The organism is Curtobacterium sp. UNCCL20 (assembly GCF_900101675.1).
Lineage (GTDB): Bacteria > Actinomycetota > Actinomycetes > Actinomycetales > Microbacteriaceae > Curtobacterium.
In genome coordinates, this window is the sequence record NZ_FNKG01000002.1 from 219,466 (window position 1) to 234,688 (window position 15,223).

15 protein-coding genes are annotated in these 15,223 nt (G+C 72.7%); 10 read left to right on the top strand and 5 right to left on the bottom strand.

The window, feature by feature from the left end; translation table 11 throughout:
* Positions 1-109 precede the first annotated feature (109 nt).
* Positions 110-898 (bottom strand): SDR family oxidoreductase, encoded by a 789-nt coding sequence (locus BLT36_RS10370; RefSeq protein WP_368086373.1) that lies wholly within the window; start codon positions 896-898, stop codon positions 110-112.
* A 54-nt stretch (positions 899-952) separates the two neighbouring features.
* On the opposite strand from BLT36_RS10370, the gene BLT36_RS10375 reads away from it, so the two are divergent.
* The 5 genes from BLT36_RS10375 (at position 953) to BLT36_RS10395 (ending at position 6,463) form a co-directional block, all read left to right on the top strand.
* The gene (locus tag BLT36_RS10375) at positions 953-1,795 is read left to right on the top strand and encodes a helix-turn-helix transcriptional regulator (protein WP_092094933.1); all 843 of its coding nucleotides are present in this window, start codon (positions 953-955) and stop codon (positions 1,793-1,795) included.
* 261 nt (positions 1,796-2,056) lie between these two features.
* The gene (locus BLT36_RS10380) at positions 2,057-3,055 is read left to right on the top strand and encodes an ATP-grasp domain-containing protein (RefSeq protein ID WP_092094935.1); all 999 of its coding nucleotides are present in this window, start codon (positions 2,057-2,059) and stop codon (positions 3,053-3,055) included.
* A gap of 109 nt (positions 3,056-3,164) precedes the next feature.
* Positions 3,165-4,217 carry an LLM class flavin-dependent oxidoreductase gene (locus BLT36_RS10385; protein ID WP_092094937.1) on the top strand — a complete coding sequence of 351 codons (1,053 nt, stop codon included), beginning with the start codon at positions 3,165-3,167 and terminating at the stop codon, positions 4,215-4,217.
* Positions 4,217-5,521, top strand: coding sequence for an O-acetylhomoserine aminocarboxypropyltransferase/cysteine synthase family protein (locus tag BLT36_RS10390; protein ID WP_092094939.1), 1,305 nt, complete (start codon positions 4,217-4,219; stop codon positions 5,519-5,521). The genes BLT36_RS10385 and BLT36_RS10390 overlap by 1 nt, the downstream gene beginning before the upstream one ends.
* 9 nt (positions 5,522-5,530) lie before the next feature.
* Positions 5,531-6,463 (top strand): 4-(cytidine 5'-diphospho)-2-C-methyl-D-erythritol kinase, encoded by a 933-nt coding sequence (locus BLT36_RS10395; protein ID WP_092094941.1) that lies wholly within the window; start codon positions 5,531-5,533, stop codon positions 6,461-6,463.
* Here BLT36_RS10395 and BLT36_RS10400 read toward each other — a convergent pair.
* Positions 6,460-8,121, bottom strand: coding sequence for a glycosyltransferase family 39 protein (locus BLT36_RS10400; protein ID WP_092094943.1), 1,662 nt, complete (start codon positions 8,119-8,121; stop codon positions 6,460-6,462). The genes BLT36_RS10395 and BLT36_RS10400 overlap by 4 nt on opposite strands.
* Before the next feature lie 91 nt (positions 8,122-8,212).
* Between BLT36_RS10400 and BLT36_RS10405 the strand changes: the two genes are divergently transcribed.
* The 5 genes from BLT36_RS10405 to BLT36_RS10425 are packed head-to-tail and all read left to right on the top strand — an operon-like array spanning position 8,213 to position 12,434.
* Positions 8,213-8,620, top strand: coding sequence for a TOBE domain-containing protein (locus BLT36_RS10405; RefSeq protein ID WP_092094945.1), 408 nt, complete (start codon positions 8,213-8,215; stop codon positions 8,618-8,620).
* Positions 8,617-9,732: a ThiF family adenylyltransferase gene (locus tag BLT36_RS10410; protein WP_092094947.1), complete on the top strand. Its 1,116-nt coding sequence runs from the start codon at positions 8,617-8,619 to the stop codon at positions 9,730-9,732. Before BLT36_RS10405 ends, BLT36_RS10410 begins: the two co-directional genes overlap by 4 nt.
* The gene (gene modA, locus BLT36_RS10415) at positions 9,729-10,550 is read left to right on the top strand and encodes a molybdate ABC transporter substrate-binding protein (RefSeq protein WP_092094949.1); all 822 of its coding nucleotides are present in this window, start codon (positions 9,729-9,731) and stop codon (positions 10,548-10,550) included. Before BLT36_RS10410 ends, modA begins: the two co-directional genes overlap by 4 nt.
* A gap of 4 nt (positions 10,551-10,554) precedes the next feature.
* Entirely contained in the window at positions 10,555-11,394 is an 840-nt protein-coding gene (locus tag BLT36_RS10420) for an ABC transporter permease (RefSeq protein WP_254787555.1), read from the top strand.
* Positions 11,391-12,434, top strand: a complete 1,044-nt coding sequence (locus BLT36_RS10425) for an ABC transporter ATP-binding protein (RefSeq protein ID WP_092094953.1) — start codon at positions 11,391-11,393, stop codon at positions 12,432-12,434. Before BLT36_RS10420 ends, BLT36_RS10425 begins: the two co-directional genes overlap by 4 nt.
* 141 nt (positions 12,435-12,575) lie before the next feature.
* Here BLT36_RS10425 and BLT36_RS10430 read toward each other — a convergent pair whose 3' ends face one another.
* The 3 genes from BLT36_RS10430 to BLT36_RS10440 are packed head-to-tail and all read right to left on the bottom strand — an operon-like array spanning position 12,576 to position 15,167.
* Positions 12,576-12,824 (bottom strand): MoaD/ThiS family protein, encoded by a 249-nt coding sequence (locus tag BLT36_RS10430; protein WP_092094955.1) that lies wholly within the window; start codon positions 12,822-12,824, stop codon positions 12,576-12,578.
* Positions 12,825-12,831: 7 nt separating this feature from the next.
* A complete protein-coding gene (gene moaA, locus BLT36_RS10435; protein ID WP_092094957.1) occupies positions 12,832-13,911 on the bottom strand; it encodes a GTP 3',8-cyclase MoaA in 1,080 nt (359 codons plus the stop codon).
* Positions 13,912-13,916: 5 nt separating this feature from the next.
* Entirely contained in the window at positions 13,917-15,167 is a 1,251-nt protein-coding gene (locus BLT36_RS10440) for a glycosyltransferase family 87 protein (protein ID WP_175529600.1), read from the bottom strand.
* Between the last annotated feature and the right edge of the window lie 56 nt (positions 15,168-15,223).

The window sequence follows — 15,223 nt, forward strand, 5'->3', positions numbered from 1 at the left end:
GATCGCTCCCGCACAACCAAGGTGCTCCCGAACCACGGATGCGCACGGTTCGACAGCACTCCGGTTGTGCGAGGTGTGCCGGGGCGCACCACGCGCCCCAGGCCGATCCTCAGTGCCCGCGCGATGCCAGCATCTCGACCAGCTGCTGGTGCGTCCCGTCACGCTCCGACCACCGGAACCCCTGCACGTTCTCGACGAGGATCTCCGGCGCGGCGCCGGACCGCAGCAGACCGACGACCTCGTCGGTGAACGCGTCGAGGGGCATCCCGCCGAAGTCCGCCCCGCCCATCAGGTCGGTCTGGACGGCCGGCGGCACGAGCTCCAGCACGGACACCGGCGTCCCGACGAGCTGCTGACGGAGTGCCTCGGTGTAGGCGTGCACGCCGGCCTTCGTGGCGCTGTACGTCGGTGTCGCGGTGAGCGGGACGAACGCCAGCCCGGAGGACACGGTGATCACGGTGGCGGACGGCCGGGTGAGGAGGTGCGGCAGGAACGCGTCGATGAGCCGGATCGTGCCGACCAGGTTCGTCTGGATCGTGTCGAGCGCGTCGTCGATGTGGTCGGGGGAGCGGAGGTCCTCGTTCCGCATGATGCCCGACATCGTCACGAGGGTGTCGAGCGCCGGGTACTCGGCGAGCACGGTGGTGGCGGCAGCGGCGATCGAGTCGGCGTCGCTGACGTCGACCTCGACGGTGCCGAATCCGAACGCCTCACGGAGCGACGCCAGGCGGGATGCGCGGCGGCCACCGATGACGACGGTGCTCCCGGCGGCCTGCAGGCGCTGGGCGAGGGCGAGTCCGAGGCCGGAGGTGGCGCCGGGGATGAAGACGGTGCTGGTGGTGATGTCCATGACGACCACGATCCCGGTGTGGCCGGGACCCATCCAGAGCCCGGTCATCGGGGGACCGGCGATCCCTGGCTGCGAGGGCCGGGGCGGGGCAAGATCGTGTGCATGGACCGTGCTGCGCTCGCCGACTTCCTCCGCCGTCGCCGCGAGTTGCTGCGCCCGGAGGACGTCGGGCTCGGCACCGGTCCGCGTCGTCGGACGCCCGGCCTCCGCCGTGAGGAAGTGGCCGCACTCGCGGGGATGAGCGTCGACTACTACACGCGCCTCGAACAGCAGCGCGGCCCGCAGCCGTCGGAGCAGATGGTCGCGGCGATCGCACGGGCGCTGCGGTGCAGCCTCGACGAGCGTGATCACCTGTTCCACCTCGCCGGCCAGAATGCCCCGGTCCGCCTGCACCGCTCCGACCACGTGGACCCGGCGATCCTCCGGGTGCTCGACCGACTCGAGGACACCCCGGCGATCGTGGTCAGCCACCTGGGCGAGACACTCGTCGAGAACCGATTGGCGGTCGCGCTCCTCGGCAGTTCCGTCGGGCTGTCCGGCAACGACCGGTACCAGGCGTGGCGGTGGTTCGTGACCGGCGACGAGCTCGCGAAGTACGCCCCGGAGCAGCACGACCGGCTCGCTCGCGTGGTGGTGGCGTCCCTCCGCGCAGCAGTCGGGCTCGCCGGGCCGGGGGACCGTCGGGCTGCCGCGCTCGTCACCGAGCTCGAGCAGCGCAGTCCCGGGTTCCGCGACCTGTGGGCTCGGCACGAGGTCGCGACGCGGTGGTCGGACAACAAGACGATCGTGCAACCCGAGCTGGGGCGGATCACCGTCGACTGCCAGGTGCTGCACGCCGACGACCAGGCGCAGGCGCTCCTGCTCTTCACGGCGCCGCCCGGTTCCGAGGACGCGCAGAAGCTCGAGCTCCTCGGTGTCCTCGGACAGCAGACCTTCGCCGGCTGACGGGCCGCACGGTGCGAGGTCGACCATCCCGTGCGTGCTCGGTCGAACCCGCACGGTGCGAGGTCGACCATCCCGTGCGCCGTTGACCGCGCGGTGCCGCCCTACAGGCCACCACCGAGCGAGCAACCTCGCACCGGCGGAACGCGCTCGCACCGTGCGACCCGCGCCCGGCCGAACAAGCTCGCACCGTGCGACCCGCCGCGAGGTAGCGCCGCGTCACACACTTGGGCACGTGCGGTATACCGTGCCTATGGTGGGCGGGTGAGCACTCCCCGCGTGTACGTCATCCACGAGAACCCCGAGTGGTTCCCGCCGCTCGCCGCCGCCTTCGAGGCCGAGGGCGTCCCGGTCGAGGAGATCCTCCTCACCGAGGGGCAGATCGACCTCGCGGCCGCGCCCGAGCCCGGCGTCTACTGGTCACGGATGTCGGCGAGTTCCCACACGCGCGGCCACGAGCACTCGAAGGAGTACACCCGCGCGATCCTCGGCTGGCTCGAGCGAGCGGGTCGCCAGGTCGTCGGCGGCAGCCACGTCCTCGAGCTCGAGGTGTCGAAGGTCGCCCAGCACGGGCTGCTGCAGCGGGCCGGCTTCGACGTCCCCCGCACCACCGCCGTGTTCGGCACGACGACGCTCAAGGACGCGGCCCACACCTTCACGGGCGGGCAGGACGTCCCGTTCATCACGAAGCACAACCAGGGCGGCAAGGGCCTCGGCGTCCGTCGTTTCGACTCGCTCGCCGAGTTCGACGCCTACGTCGACAGCCCCGAGTTCGAGGCGCCGGTCGACGGCATCACCCTGCTGCAGGAGTACCTGACGGCGCGCGAACCCTTCATCACCCGCGTCGAGTTCGTCGGCGGCGAGTTCGTCTACGCCGTCCGCGTCGACACCAGCGCGGGCAGCTTCGAGCTCTGCCCCGCCGACGCGTGCGAGGTGCCGCAGGTCATCGCGGGTGCCGTCTGCGACGTCCCCGGCACCGAGACCGTCGGCGCGCCCCCGGCGTTCGCCGTCCGGACCGAGATCACCGCCGAGCACCCGCTGGTCCAGCAGCTCCGCACGTTCCTCGCCGACCAGCGCATCCAGATCGCGGGCGTCGAGTTCATGGAGACGACGGACGGCCGCACGGTGGTCTACGACATCAACACGAACACGAACTACAACCCCGCCGTCGAGGAGACCGCGCCGGCCTCCGGCCCGCGCTCGATCGCGCGCTACCTCGGTGGCCTGCTGGAGACGCAGTACGCGGCGCAACTGACGGCCTGAGAACACGAGAACCACCGGCCTGGAGGCGCGGTGCGGGCCCGCCCCGCGCCTCCAGGCCGTGACCGGCCCCTTCCAGGGCACTCCCCACCTCCCCAAGGAAACTCACCCCGTGCGATTCGGATACTGGACCCCGCTCTTCGGCGGCTGGCTGCGCAACGTCGACAACGAGAACATGCCGGTCACCTTCGACTACGTGAAGCGCCTGGCGCAGCGCGCCGAGCGCATCGGCTTCGACCTGACGCTCGTGCCGGAGCTCAACCTCAACGACATCAAGGGCACGGCGGCGCCCTCGCTCGAGGCCTGGTCGCTGGCGGCCGCGATCGCGGCGACGACCGAGCGCCTCGAGATCATGGCGGCGATGCGCCCGGGCTACCACCTGCCGGCCGTGACGGCGAAGCAGGCCGCGACGATCGACGACATCTCCGGCGGCCGGTTCACGTTCAACGTGGTGAGCGCCTGGTGGGCGGAAGAGGCGAAGCAGTACGGCGGCATCTTCTCCGAGCACGACGACCGCTACAAGCGCACCGCGGAGTTCGTCGACGTCATGAAGGGGATGTGGCGGGAGACGCCGTACTCATTCCACGGCGAGTACTACGACATCGAGAACGCGCACCTCGAGCCGAAGCCCCGCGTGACGCCGCGCATCTACGCCGGTGGTGAGAGCGAGGCCGGCAAGGCCGCGATCACCGGGTACGCCGACGCCTACGTGACGCACGGCGGCACGGTCGAGGAGCTCCGCGCGAAGATCGACGAGATGAAGCAGCGCCGAGTCGACGCCGGTCTGCCGCCGTTCGAGGCGTTCGGCATGGCCGCGTACGTCATCGTCCGCGAGACCGAAGCAGAAGCGCAGGCCGAGCTCGCACGGATCACCGACGTGCAGCACGGGAAGGCCTACGAGTCCTACCAGGACTTCATCTCGAAGTCGCAGCTCGAGCACGTGCCCTCGCTCGAGGACTACTCCGTGTCGAACCGCGGCCTGCGCCCCGGTTTCGTGGGGACGCCGTCGCAGGTGGCCGACCGCATCCGGGAGTTCGAGGACGCCGGGGTGGACACGCTCCTGCTGCAGTTCTCCCCGCAGCTCGAGGAGATGGACCGGTTCGGCGAGCAGGTCATCCCGCTCGTCCGACCGTCGGTGTCCGCCGAGCCGGTGCCGGCCTCCTGATGGCGACCGAGGACGACTGGGCGTTCGAGACGCGGCAGATCCGGGCCGGTTTCAAGGCCGACCCGGGATTCGGCGGCAACGTCCCACCGATCGCGCAGACCGCGGCGTTCGTCTACCCGTCGGGGGAGGACGCCGCCGACCGGTTCATGCTCAACGCACCCGGGCACACGTACTCGCGGGTGAACAACCCGTCCGCTGCGGCGCTCGAGCGGCGCATCGCGGACCTCGAGGGTGGGGTCGGTGCGCTCGCGTTGGCGTCCGGCCAGGCCGCGACGACGTTGGCGGTGCTCGGACTCGCCCGCGCCGGTGACCACGTCGTGTCGAGCGCGTCCCTGTACGGCGCGACGTACACGCTGTTCGCGTCGACCCTGCGCGACCTCGGCATCGCGTTCACCTTCGTGCAGGACCCCACCGACCTCGACGAGTGGGCCGCGGCCGTCCGACCGGAGACGAAGGCGTTCTTCGGGGAGTCGATCCCGAACCCGCGCGGCGACGTCCTCGACTTCGTCGGGGTGGCCGGTGTCGCGCACGACGCCGGGGTCCCGCTGATCGTCGACAACACGATCGCCACGCCGTACCTCGTCCGGCCGATCGAGCACGGTGCCGACATCGTCGTGCACTCGGCGACGAAGTACCTCGCCGGCCACGGCAGCGCCATCGCCGGGCTCGTCGTGGACAGCGGGAACTTCGACTGGGCCGCGCACGCCGAGGCGTACCCGCAGCTCGCGACGACGGAGCAGTCCGGGTTCGCGAACACGAACTTCGCCGAGAAGTTCGGACGTCGTGCGTTCATCCAGCGCACCCGCTCGAAGCTGTCCGCCGACCTCGGCCCCGCGATCGCGCCGTTCAACGCCTTCCTCGTGCTGCAGGGCATCCAGACGCTCTCGCTGCGGATGGAGCGGCACGTGTCGAACGCGGCCGCGGTGGCCTCGTGGCTCGACGCACACGACCAGGTGCTCGGCGTGCACTACGCCGGCCTGCCCTCGTCGCCGTGGCACCACCTGCAGCAGCGCTACGTGCCGAAGGGTCCGTCGGCGGTGCTCGCGTTCGACCTGGACGGCGGCATCGAGGCGGGGCGTCGGTTCGTCGCGGCGCTCGAGCTGTTCGACCACGTGTCGAACATCGGCGACGTCCGCTCGCTCGTCGTGCACCCGGCATCGACCACGCACGTGCAGATGACCTCGTCGGAGCGTGCTGCGGCCGGGGTCGGGGACGGGCTGATCCGCCTGTCGATCGGTCTGGAGCACATCGACGACATCACGGCTGACCTGGCCAGGGGCTTCACCGCAGCCGCAGCGGGATAGGTTGGGGGCATGACCACGTTGGCCGCACCGACCCGCGTGCGGACGCGCGCCCCCGGTAAGATCAACGTGTACCTGTCGGTCGGCACGCTGCAGGACGACGGCTACCACGACGTCGCGACGGCCTACCAGGCGGTCTCGCTGTACGAGGACGTCTCCGCCGAGCTCGCCGACGACTTCTCGGTGTCGTTCACCGGGCCGATCGACACGACCCGGGTGCCGGTCGACGAGTCGAACCTGGCGATCCGGGCGGCTCGACTCGTGGCCGACGCCTCGGGCTACCGCGGCGGCGTCCGGCTGACGATCGACAAGCAGGTCCCCGTCGCGGGCGGCATGGGCGGGGGATCGGCCGACGCGGCCGCGACCCTCCTCGCGGTGGACACCCTGTGGGGGACGGCGCTCGGTCGTGAGGAACTGCTCCGGCTCGCGGCGCAGCTCGGCGCCGACGTGCCCTTCGCGTTCGCCGGCGGCACCGCCGTCGGGACCGGACGCGGCGACGAGCTCAGCCCGGCCCTGGCGAAGGGCGAGTTCCACTGGGTGCTCGCGCTGAGCGACGACGGGCTGTCGACCCCTGCGGTCTACCGTGCGCTCGACGAACACCGAGAGCGGTACCGCGCCGACATCGCACCCGCGCCGACGACCCCGGTGGTCGAGGCGAACGTGCTGCAGGCCCTCCGCGCCGGCGACCCCGACCTGCTCGCCGACTGCCTCCACAACGACCTGCAGGCTCCGGCGATGCGGCTGCAGCCGTCCCTGGCGTCGACGCTCGAGATCGGTGAGAAGGCCGGAGCGCTCGCCGGGCTGGTCTCCGGCAGCGGCCCCACGGTGGCGTTCCTGGTCGCCGACCGCGACACCGCGCTCGAGGTCCAGGTGGAGCTGAGCGCCGCGGGCCTGGTGGCCGTGCGTGCCGCGGGTCCGGTGCACGGCGCCCGCCTGCTGCACTAGCGCTTGACGAACTCCGTGATCACCACGGTGCCGGTCTTCCAGTGCTCCTTCGCGGTGAACCCGTGTGCGGCGAGGATCGAGGCCGTCTCCGGTTCGATGTCCCGCGCCTTCACCGTGCCGCCGACGAACCACACCGTGTCGATGTCGTCGAGCCGGCTCGGGATCGTGGACGCGAGGTCCCCCGTCTGGTTCCAGAGGACACCCGTGTCGGCCCCGACCTTGCGCACGCCGAGGTCGGTCAACCCCGTGAACGCCGTCGGGTACGACACCCGGATGATGTCGGCCGTCGTGCCGGGGTGCCCGTAGACGCTGCCGAAGACGACGCCCTCGTCCGCGTCGGCGCGGTTGCTGCTCCGTTCAGCCGAGATGATCGAGGCCGCGCGGGACCACGTCGAGTCCTGCTTCGCCAGGGGCTGCTTGACGGCGACCGCCATCGGCACGGACAGCACGAGGACGGCTGCCACGGCCACGGCGAGGAGCGCCTTCGGCCGGACGAACGTCAGCGCGAGCGCGATCAGGATCGCCACGAACGGCAGGCTCAGCGTCGCGTACTTCGGCGAGTAGAGGTGCTTGCCCATCGCGGTCGCGAGCACGAGGGCCGCGGTCGGGATCACGACGAGCGGGACCGCGACCCGGACGGCCTGGGCGCGGACGAGCGCTCGCACGGTCGCCGAGCGGCGGTGCGCCGTGAACAGCGTGGCGGCGACCCCGACCACCATCAGCGACCAGGCGACTGCGGCGTACCAGTCGACGCTGCCGAACCACGCGGTCGCGAACACCTGGTCGCCGGTGCGCTGCCCGATGCCGGCGATCCACGCGACCTGCTTCGACTGCGACGCGATCTCCACCACGACGGGCGAGACCGCCACCGCGGCGATGCCGGCGGCGACCGCCCAGCGGAGGACGGCTCCGCCGGTGACGAGCGGCGCCCCGGGGAACGGTGCGGTGCGGGACACCAGGGCGCGGCGGACGGCGACCCGCTGGACGACGAGCGTCCACAGCAGCGTCACGGCGTGCGCGACGACCGCCAGGGACAGGTACACGTTGAACGTCACGGCGACGAGCGCGAGGAGGCCGTACGCCACCCACCAGTGCAGGCTCCGACCCGTGCGGGTGCGCCGGACGGCGGTGAGCCCGACGAGGGTCAGGCACACCGCGAGCGTCGTGATCGTGGCGTAGGGGCGCCCCTCGGAACCGGCCCACTGCACGCGGGGCAGCGCGAGGAACACGAGACCCGCGGTGATGCCGAGGCGTCGGCCACCGAGCCGTCGACCGAGGGCAACGACGAGTCCCGCGGCCACACCGATGGCGAGGGCGCTCGGGAAGCGCAGGGTGAAGGGCGTGTAACCGACGAGCCAGAACCACACGTGCATGAGCGAGTAGTAGAGCCCGTGCACGGCGTCGACGTTGTGGAGCTCGGCCCACAGCTGCGGCCAGCTCCGCTGCGCACTCGTGACGGTGGCTGCCTCGTCGTACCAGAGCGACGGCACCCAGGCGAACGCCGCCGCGATCAGGACCCCGAGGGCCCCGATGGTGAGTTCCGGGGTGCGGACGACGGCGAGCCCGATGCTCGACGCGAGACCGCGGGCACGCGAACGGACCGGCGCGAGCCCCGTCGTGCGGGGGACGCGGATGGTGCCGGTCGGGGGTGCAGTCACGATCAGGACGGTAGCCGCACCGGCTGGACGGCCCCCCGGCGTCCGCGCTCCCCAGACTGAGAGTTCCACAGACCGGTATCGTGCGAACACCATGACGAAGCTCCGTATCCGTGACGCTGCGCGGTACCTCGGCGTCAGCGACGACACCGTCCGCCGGCTGCTCGACGCCGGCACGTTCACCCGGTCCACCGACGCCTCCGGACGGACCGTCGTGGACGGACGCGAACTCGCCGCGCACATCCGCGGTCGTGGCGCACAGCTCGACGACCCGTCCGACACGAAGAGCTCGGCACGGAACCGGTTCGTGGGCATCGTCACCGACCTCGTCGTGGACGGCGTGATGGCGCAGGTGGAGCTGCAGAGCGGCCCGCACCGCATCGTCTCGCTGATGAGCGCCGAGGCCGCGCGGGACCTCGAGCTCGAGGTCGGGTCGGTGGCGGTCGCCTCGGTGAAGGCCACGATGGTGTCCGTCGAGGTCGCGGCGGAGCAGGCCGAGTGACCGGCGAGGTGTCGGACGCCCGACGACGGCTGACCTCCCGCACGGCAGCGCTCGCCGGCGCCGGGGAGCGAGCCGTCCGGGCCCTCGGGCGGGCGAGCGTGCTGGTCGTCGGTGCCGGTGGCCTCGGCGCGCCGGTGCTGACCTACCTGGCTGGTTCGGGCCTCGGGCGCGTCACGATCGTCGACCACGACGTCGTCGACGCCTCGAACCTCGCCCGGCAGACCCTGTTCGCGACTGCCGACATCGGCAGGTCGAAGGCCGAGTGCGCGGCCGACCGGGTGCGCGGCGTCGACCCCGAGCTCGAGGTCGTGGCGCTGACCGAGTCCTTCCGCCCCGAGCACGTCGCCGGACACGACGTCGTCGTCGACGCCGCGGACAGCGTCGCGGTCACCCGGGCGATCTCGGACGCGTGCGCGGCGGCAGGCGTCCCGTTCGTCTGGGGGACGGTGCTCGGGCTCGACGGCCAGGTCTCGGTGTTCCACGACGGTCATTCGGAGCCGATCGACTTCCACGACCTCCACCCCGACGCACTGCCCGACGAAGGGTCCTGCGCGCTGGACGGTGTCCTGCCGGCGCTGTGCGGCGCGATCGGCTCGGTGATGGCCGCCCAGGTGACCGCCCTGGTCGCCGGGATCGGTGAGCCGCTGCTCGGCCGGGTGCTCACGGTGGACGCTCGTCGGTGGCGCTGGACCGAGAGCGTGCTGCGACGCGGCCCCGGTTCCCGCCGCCCGGATCCGCTCGTCGAGGACGCCCCGCCCGTGATCGCCCCGGCAGCGCTGGCCGCCGAGCTGGCCCGGCGGGCCGAGCGGGCCGAGCTCGCCGCGCAACCCGCGCCGGGCGACCGACTCCTCGTCGACGTCCGCACCCCTGTGGAGCTCGCCACCGGCGTCATCCCGGGCAGCATCCGGCCCGACGACCTGGACCCGGTCGCCGACGCGACCACCGCGGTCGTGGTGATCTGCGCCAGCGGCGTCCGTGCCACGGCGTGGGCGCGCACCGCCCGCGCCGCCGGACGCTCGGCGACCGTGCTCGACGGCGGCATCGAAGCCTGGCGCCGAGAAGGCCACCCGATGGCGTCAATCTCCGCAGATGCGGATACGATCGCGGGATGACGACGCATCGGCGGAACGCACTGGTCCTGATCGCCGCAACCGCCGTCGCCGTCCTCAGCGTGGCCGGGTGTTCGACCGCATCGCCGGGCGGCACCGGCAGCAGCGTCGGCCGTGCCTCGGGCAGCGCGAGCAGCGACGGACCCACCGGGAAGATCACCGTCTTCGCGGCCGCATCGCTCCAGCAGACCTTCACGACCCTCGGCAAGCGCTACGAGGACGCCCACCCCGGCACGACGATCACGTTCTCGTTCGCCGGCTCGAGCGACCTCGTGACGCAGATCCAGAACGGTGCGCCCGCCGACGTGTTCGCCTCCGCCGACGAGGCGAACATGGCCAAGCTCGGGGCGACCGACCTCGCCGCGGGGTCGCCGCGGGACTTCGCCACGAACGTCCTCGAGATCGCCGTCGCCCCGGGGAACCCGAAGGGCATCAGGGACCTCGACGACCTGACGTCGTCGGGCGTGCAGGTCGTGACGTGCGCGGCGCCGGTGCCGTGCGGTGCCGCGACCGCGAAGGTCGAGCAGGCGACCGGCACCGACCTGCACCCGGTCAGCGAGGAGCAGTCCGTCACGGACGTCCTCGGCAAGGTCGAATCCGGCCAGGCGGACGCCGGGCTGGTCTACGTCACCGACGTGGAGGGCGCGGACGGCAAGGTCGACGGTGTGCCCTTCGCGGCGTCCGCCAAGGCCGTCAACACCTACCCGATCGGTGTGCTGCGGGACGCGGCGAACCCGGCCCTGGCGACGGCCTTCACCGCGTACGTGCGGTCGGACGCGGGCGAGAAGGTGCTTGCGGACGCCGGCTTCGGGGCACCCTGACCCCATGCCTCCACGAGACCGCGAGACGCTACCCGGCCGAGCGGGCCAAGCGGCCCGAGCCGCCCGCACCCCGGTGCCGTGGTGGCTCCCGGTTCCAGCGGTCCTCGGTGGGCTGTTCGTCGTGGTCCCCGTCCTGGCGATGGTCGGCCGCGTCGACTGGTCGTCGTTCGGCGCCCTCGTCACCTCGCCCGCCTCGCTCAGCGCCCTGGGGCTCAGCCTCGGCACCGCGGCCGCCGCGACCGGCGTCGCGTTCGTCCTCGGCTACCCGCTGGCCGTCCTGTTCTCGCGGTCGGCCTCGCGGTGGGTGGGAGTCGCACGAGCCCTCGTCCTGCTGCCCCTCGTGCTCCCGCCCGTCGTCGGCGGCCTGGCCCTCCTCGCCGCGTTCGGCCGGCTCGGTGTCGTGGGAGCGTTCCTCGACGACCACGGCCTGCGCATCGCGTTCACCACGACCGCCGTCGTGATCGCGCAGACCTTCGTCGCGATGCCGTTCCTGGTGTCCTCCATCGAGGGGGCCCTGCGGGTGGGCGGTGACCGGTTCGAGCGGGTCGCGGCGACCCTCGGTGCCGGCCCGACCCGGACGTTCCTGACGGTGACCACCCCGCGCGCGCTGCCCGGGATCCTGTCCGGCCTGGTGCTCTGCTTCGCCCGCGCACTCGGCGAGTTCGGTGCCACGCTCACCTTCGCCGGCAGCCTGCAGGGCGTCACGCGGACGCTGCCCCTGGAGATCTACCTCCAGCGCGAGATCGACCCGGACACCGCGGTCGCGCTCGCACTGGTGCTCGTGGTCGTCGCCCTGGTGGTCATCGGTGCGTCGGCCGTCCGTACCCGGACGGTCGCCACGTGACCGGCGGCCTCCGCGCGCACGTCGTCGTCCCGGCGCGGGACGTCGACGTCCTGCTCGAGATCGGGGCGGACGAGTGCGTCGCGCTGGTCGGGCCGAACGGCGCCGGCAAGTCCACGGTCGTCGAGGCGCTCGCCGGGCTCACCCGGGTGCACGGCGGCGAGGTCGTGCTCGACGGACGCGTCCTCGACGGACCGGGTGCGTCCGTCCCGGCGCACCGCCGCGGGGTCGGCCTGGTCGCGCAGCGCGCCGACCTGTTCCCGCACCTCTCGGTCGCCCGCAACGTCGCCTACGGTCCGCGGGCCTCCGGATCGGGCAGCCGGGAGGCGCGACACCGGTCCGACGCGGCCCTCGCCGCCGTCGGGGTGGCCGGTCTGGCCGACCGGGCACCGGGGACCCTGTCGGGCGGGCAGGCGCAGCGCGTCGCGATCGCCCGGGCCCTCGCCACCGACCCCGCGCTGCTGCTCCTCGACGAGCCCACCTCGGCGCTCGACGTCGACGCCCGCGCCGAGGTCCGCGCGGCCCTCGCGACCGCACGCACCGGTCGCCCCACCCTCCTCGTCACGCACAACCCGCTCGAGGCCGTCTCCCTCGCCGACCGCATCGTCGTCCTCGAGGCGGGCCGGGTCGTCGAGGTGGGGACCACCTCCCAGGTCCTCGGCCGTCCGACGAGCACGTTCGCCGCGTCCTTTTCCGGACTGACGCTCGTCCGCGGAACCGCCGTGCAGGGTGGGATCGCACTCGACGGCGGGGGCGAGCTGGCGTCCGTGACCGGCACCGTCCCTCCCGGCCGGCGGAGCCTCGCCGCCTACCACCCGACGGCCGCCGTCGTCACCCGTGCGGGCGCCGGACCGGAGCGCTCCGTGACCGCACTCGAACCGCGCGACGGCCTCGTCCGGGTGCGTACCGGCGACCTCGTCGCCGACGTCACCGTCGCGGTCGCGGCGGGGCTCGGCCTCGAGATCGGAGAGGCCGTGCGGATCGCCGTGCCCGCGTCCGAGGTGACGGTCTACCAGCCCGCCGACGCGAGGACCGGCGGGTGACCCGCATCCCTGTCCACGCCGGTCATCGGGGCGAGCCGGTCGAACCGGGCGTCCCTGGTCGAATCGGGCGTCCCTGGTCGGACGTTTCCGCACGGTACGCCCGGTAGGACCAGCCTCGGCGGCGCGGGCGACGGAGGCCGCTCAGCCGCCGGCGAAGGGCGGCATGACGTCGACGACGGCGACCCCGTCGAGCGACGTCGAGCGGTCGCGGGTGGTCACCCCGTCGACCAGGTACGAGCACCGCTCCTGCAGCGCCGTCCACCGTGCCGGATCGGCAGCGTCGACCGAGCGCAGCGCCGCATCGAGCGACGGGGCGTCCGTGCCGTCCACCGTCACCTCGTCCACACCGACCGCCGCGCGCGCCGCAGCGAAGAACCGCAGGACCGTCACCGCCGATTCACCCGCCGATCGCGCTCATGCCCCGCGTCGGGTGCACGAGGTCGTCGGTGTCGTCGCCGTGGTCGCGCGGCTTCGCCCACATCGCCCGCCGCCAGAGCTCGGCGACCTGGTCGTCGTCGGCGCCGGCGCGCATCGGGCCGAGCACGTCCGTCTCGTCGTCCGAGAACAGGCAGCTCCGGACGTGGCCGTCGGCGGTGAGCCGGGTGCGGGTGCAGTCGGCGCAGAAGGACTCGGTGATGCTCGCGATGATCCCGATCGTGCCGAGCTCGGCGCCGACACCGCCGTCGGTCGTGCGTGCGAGCACCCGGAACCGCTCGGCGGGGGCACCGTCGCGCGGGGCCTCGTCCGGCGCGAGGGCGAAGGACTCCGAGAGCATCGCGCGCGTCTCGGCGGCGGTGATCATCGAGGTGCGGTCCCAGGCGTGGTCGGGGTCGAGCGGCATCTGCTCGATGAAGCGGAGCTCGTAGCCGCGGTCGAGGCACCAGCGCATCAGGTCGGGTGCGAGGGTGTCGTTCACCCCGCGGAGCAGCACGGCGTTCACCTTGATCGCGAGTCCGGCGTCGGCGGCCGCCTGCAGTCCCGCGATGACCTTGTCGAGGAACGGCCGCCGGGTGACGGTGGTGAAGACGTCCGGGTCGACGGTGTCGAGCGACACGTTCACCCGTCGGAGTCCGGCGTCGAACAGTGCCTGCGCACGGTGTGCCAGGCCGATCGCGTTCGTGGTGAGGGAGAGCTCCGGGGCGTCGGGCAGTGCCGCGCAGCGGGCGATCACGTCGACGAGGTCGTGGCGGAGCATCGGTTCGCCGCCGGTGAAGCGCACCTTGCGGACGCCGTACCGCTCCGACCCGATCCGGACGAGCCGCTCGATCTCGGACGCGGTCATCAGGGCGTCGTCCGGGGCGAAGGGCAGCCCGGCGGCCGGCATGCAGTAGGTGCAGCGGAGGTTGCAGCGCTCGGTCAGGGACACCCGCAGGTCGACCGCGCGACGCCCGAACCGGTCGACGAGCCCGGCGCCGTCCGCCCGAGCGTCGTCGGGTCCGGTGCCGCCGGTCGAGCCGAGCAGGGTCGCGGGTGCCATGGGCGTCAGCGTACGGGGTCCAGCCGACGGGATGACAGCAGCCGCCCCCAGCGGACCCACTGCGACCGGCGGGTGCGCAGCAGCGTGACGACCACGATGACGAGCACCGCCGCCGCCAGCCACCACCGGTAGGCGTCGACCGACGGCCACACGCCGCGCAGCGCGATGGCGAGTCCGATCGACAGCCATTCCCACCGTCCGGAGAGCACCACGAACGGGATGAGCAGCAGTGCGTACCAGGGGTAGCGCGGGCTCACGGCGAGGAAGGTCACGCCGATCACCAGGACCTCGCCGGACCAGGGTCGGGACGGGTCGGACAGGCGCCAGGCCACGAACGCGGCGAGGAGCACCGCGAGCCCCACGACGATCGTGCCGGCGTCACCCTTGACGAGCAGCGACACCAGGGCGAACCGGGAGCCGTCCTCGTAGCCCTCCTCGGAGAGGTACCCGGGCAGGTAGCCGAGGACGTCGAGCCCGGTGGTCAGCACGTACGGCACGTAGAGCAGCCCGAACACCGCGATGCCGACCGGGATCGCCCACCAGTTCCGCCACCGTCCGAGCAGCGGTGGGTACACGATCGCGGGGATGAGCTTCGTGGCGGTCGCGGCGCCGAGTGCGATCCCGCCCCAGATCGGCCGCCCGAACGCGACGAGCACGACACCCGCCGTGGCGAGGGCGGCCCCGACGACGTCGACGTGCGAGTTCGTCACCGCCTCGGAGGCGACGAGCGGCGACCACGCCCACAGCGCCGCCCACCACGTCGGTCGCCCGACGCGGCGGAGCACCAGGACGAGCCCGATCGTCACGCCGAGCGAGACGAGCAGCCCCGCGACCTGGAACGGCATGTACTGCGCCGAGGCCGGCACGAACAGGCGTACCCCGGCGAACCAGAGCTGGGCCATCGGCGGGTAGATCGTCACGACGTCCGGACGGTTGATCGCGGTGCAGTGCCCCTCGGCGCCGTCCCCGAGGCCGCGGTACCGGGGCAGGAGGTTCTTGCACGTCCCGTCGACCTTGTCCGGGAACAGCCAGTCCGGGCGGAGACCGGCCAGCGCGTTCGACTGCGGCGTGTGCGCGTACGGGGACACCCCGGAGCGCTGCACGATCCCGTCCCAGGCGTAGCGAGCAGAGTCGGTGCTGGTGTTCGGCGGCCCGAACAGGGCTGCGACGCCGACCACCACGGCACCACCGAGCACGATCCCGGTCACCCACTTCGCCGGTACGAACCGCAGGGCCAGCACGGCCGCGGCGAACACTGTCCAAGCGATCAGGGTCCACGCAACGAATGGGGAACGATGACCGGACCGGAGGA

Excerpts from the sequence above, each read along its gene's own strand:
- BLT36_RS10370 (WP_368086373.1), bottom strand. The coding sequence starts at position 898 with ATGACCGGGCTCTGGATGGGTCCCGGCCACACCGGGATCGTGGTCGTC.
- BLT36_RS10375 (WP_092094933.1), top strand. The coding sequence starts at position 953 with ATGGACCGTGCTGCGCTCGCCGACTTCCTCCGCCGTCGCCGCGAGTTG.
- BLT36_RS10390 (WP_092094939.1), top strand. The coding sequence starts at position 4,217 with ATGGCGACCGAGGACGACTGGGCGTTCGAGACGCGGCAGATCCGGGCC.
- BLT36_RS10395 (WP_092094941.1), top strand. The coding sequence starts at position 5,531 with ATGACCACGTTGGCCGCACCGACCCGCGTGCGGACGCGCGCCCCCGGT.
- BLT36_RS10405 (WP_092094945.1), top strand. The coding sequence starts at position 8,213 with ATGACGAAGCTCCGTATCCGTGACGCTGCGCGGTACCTCGGCGTCAGC.
- modA (WP_092094949.1), top strand. The coding sequence starts at position 9,729 with ATGACGACGCATCGGCGGAACGCACTGGTCCTGATCGCCGCAACCGCC.
- BLT36_RS10420 (WP_254787555.1), top strand. The coding sequence starts at position 10,555 with ATGCCTCCACGAGACCGCGAGACGCTACCCGGCCGAGCGGGCCAAGCG.
- moaA (WP_092094957.1), bottom strand. The coding sequence starts at position 13,911 with ATGGCACCCGCGACCCTGCTCGGCTCGACCGGCGGCACCGGACCCGAC.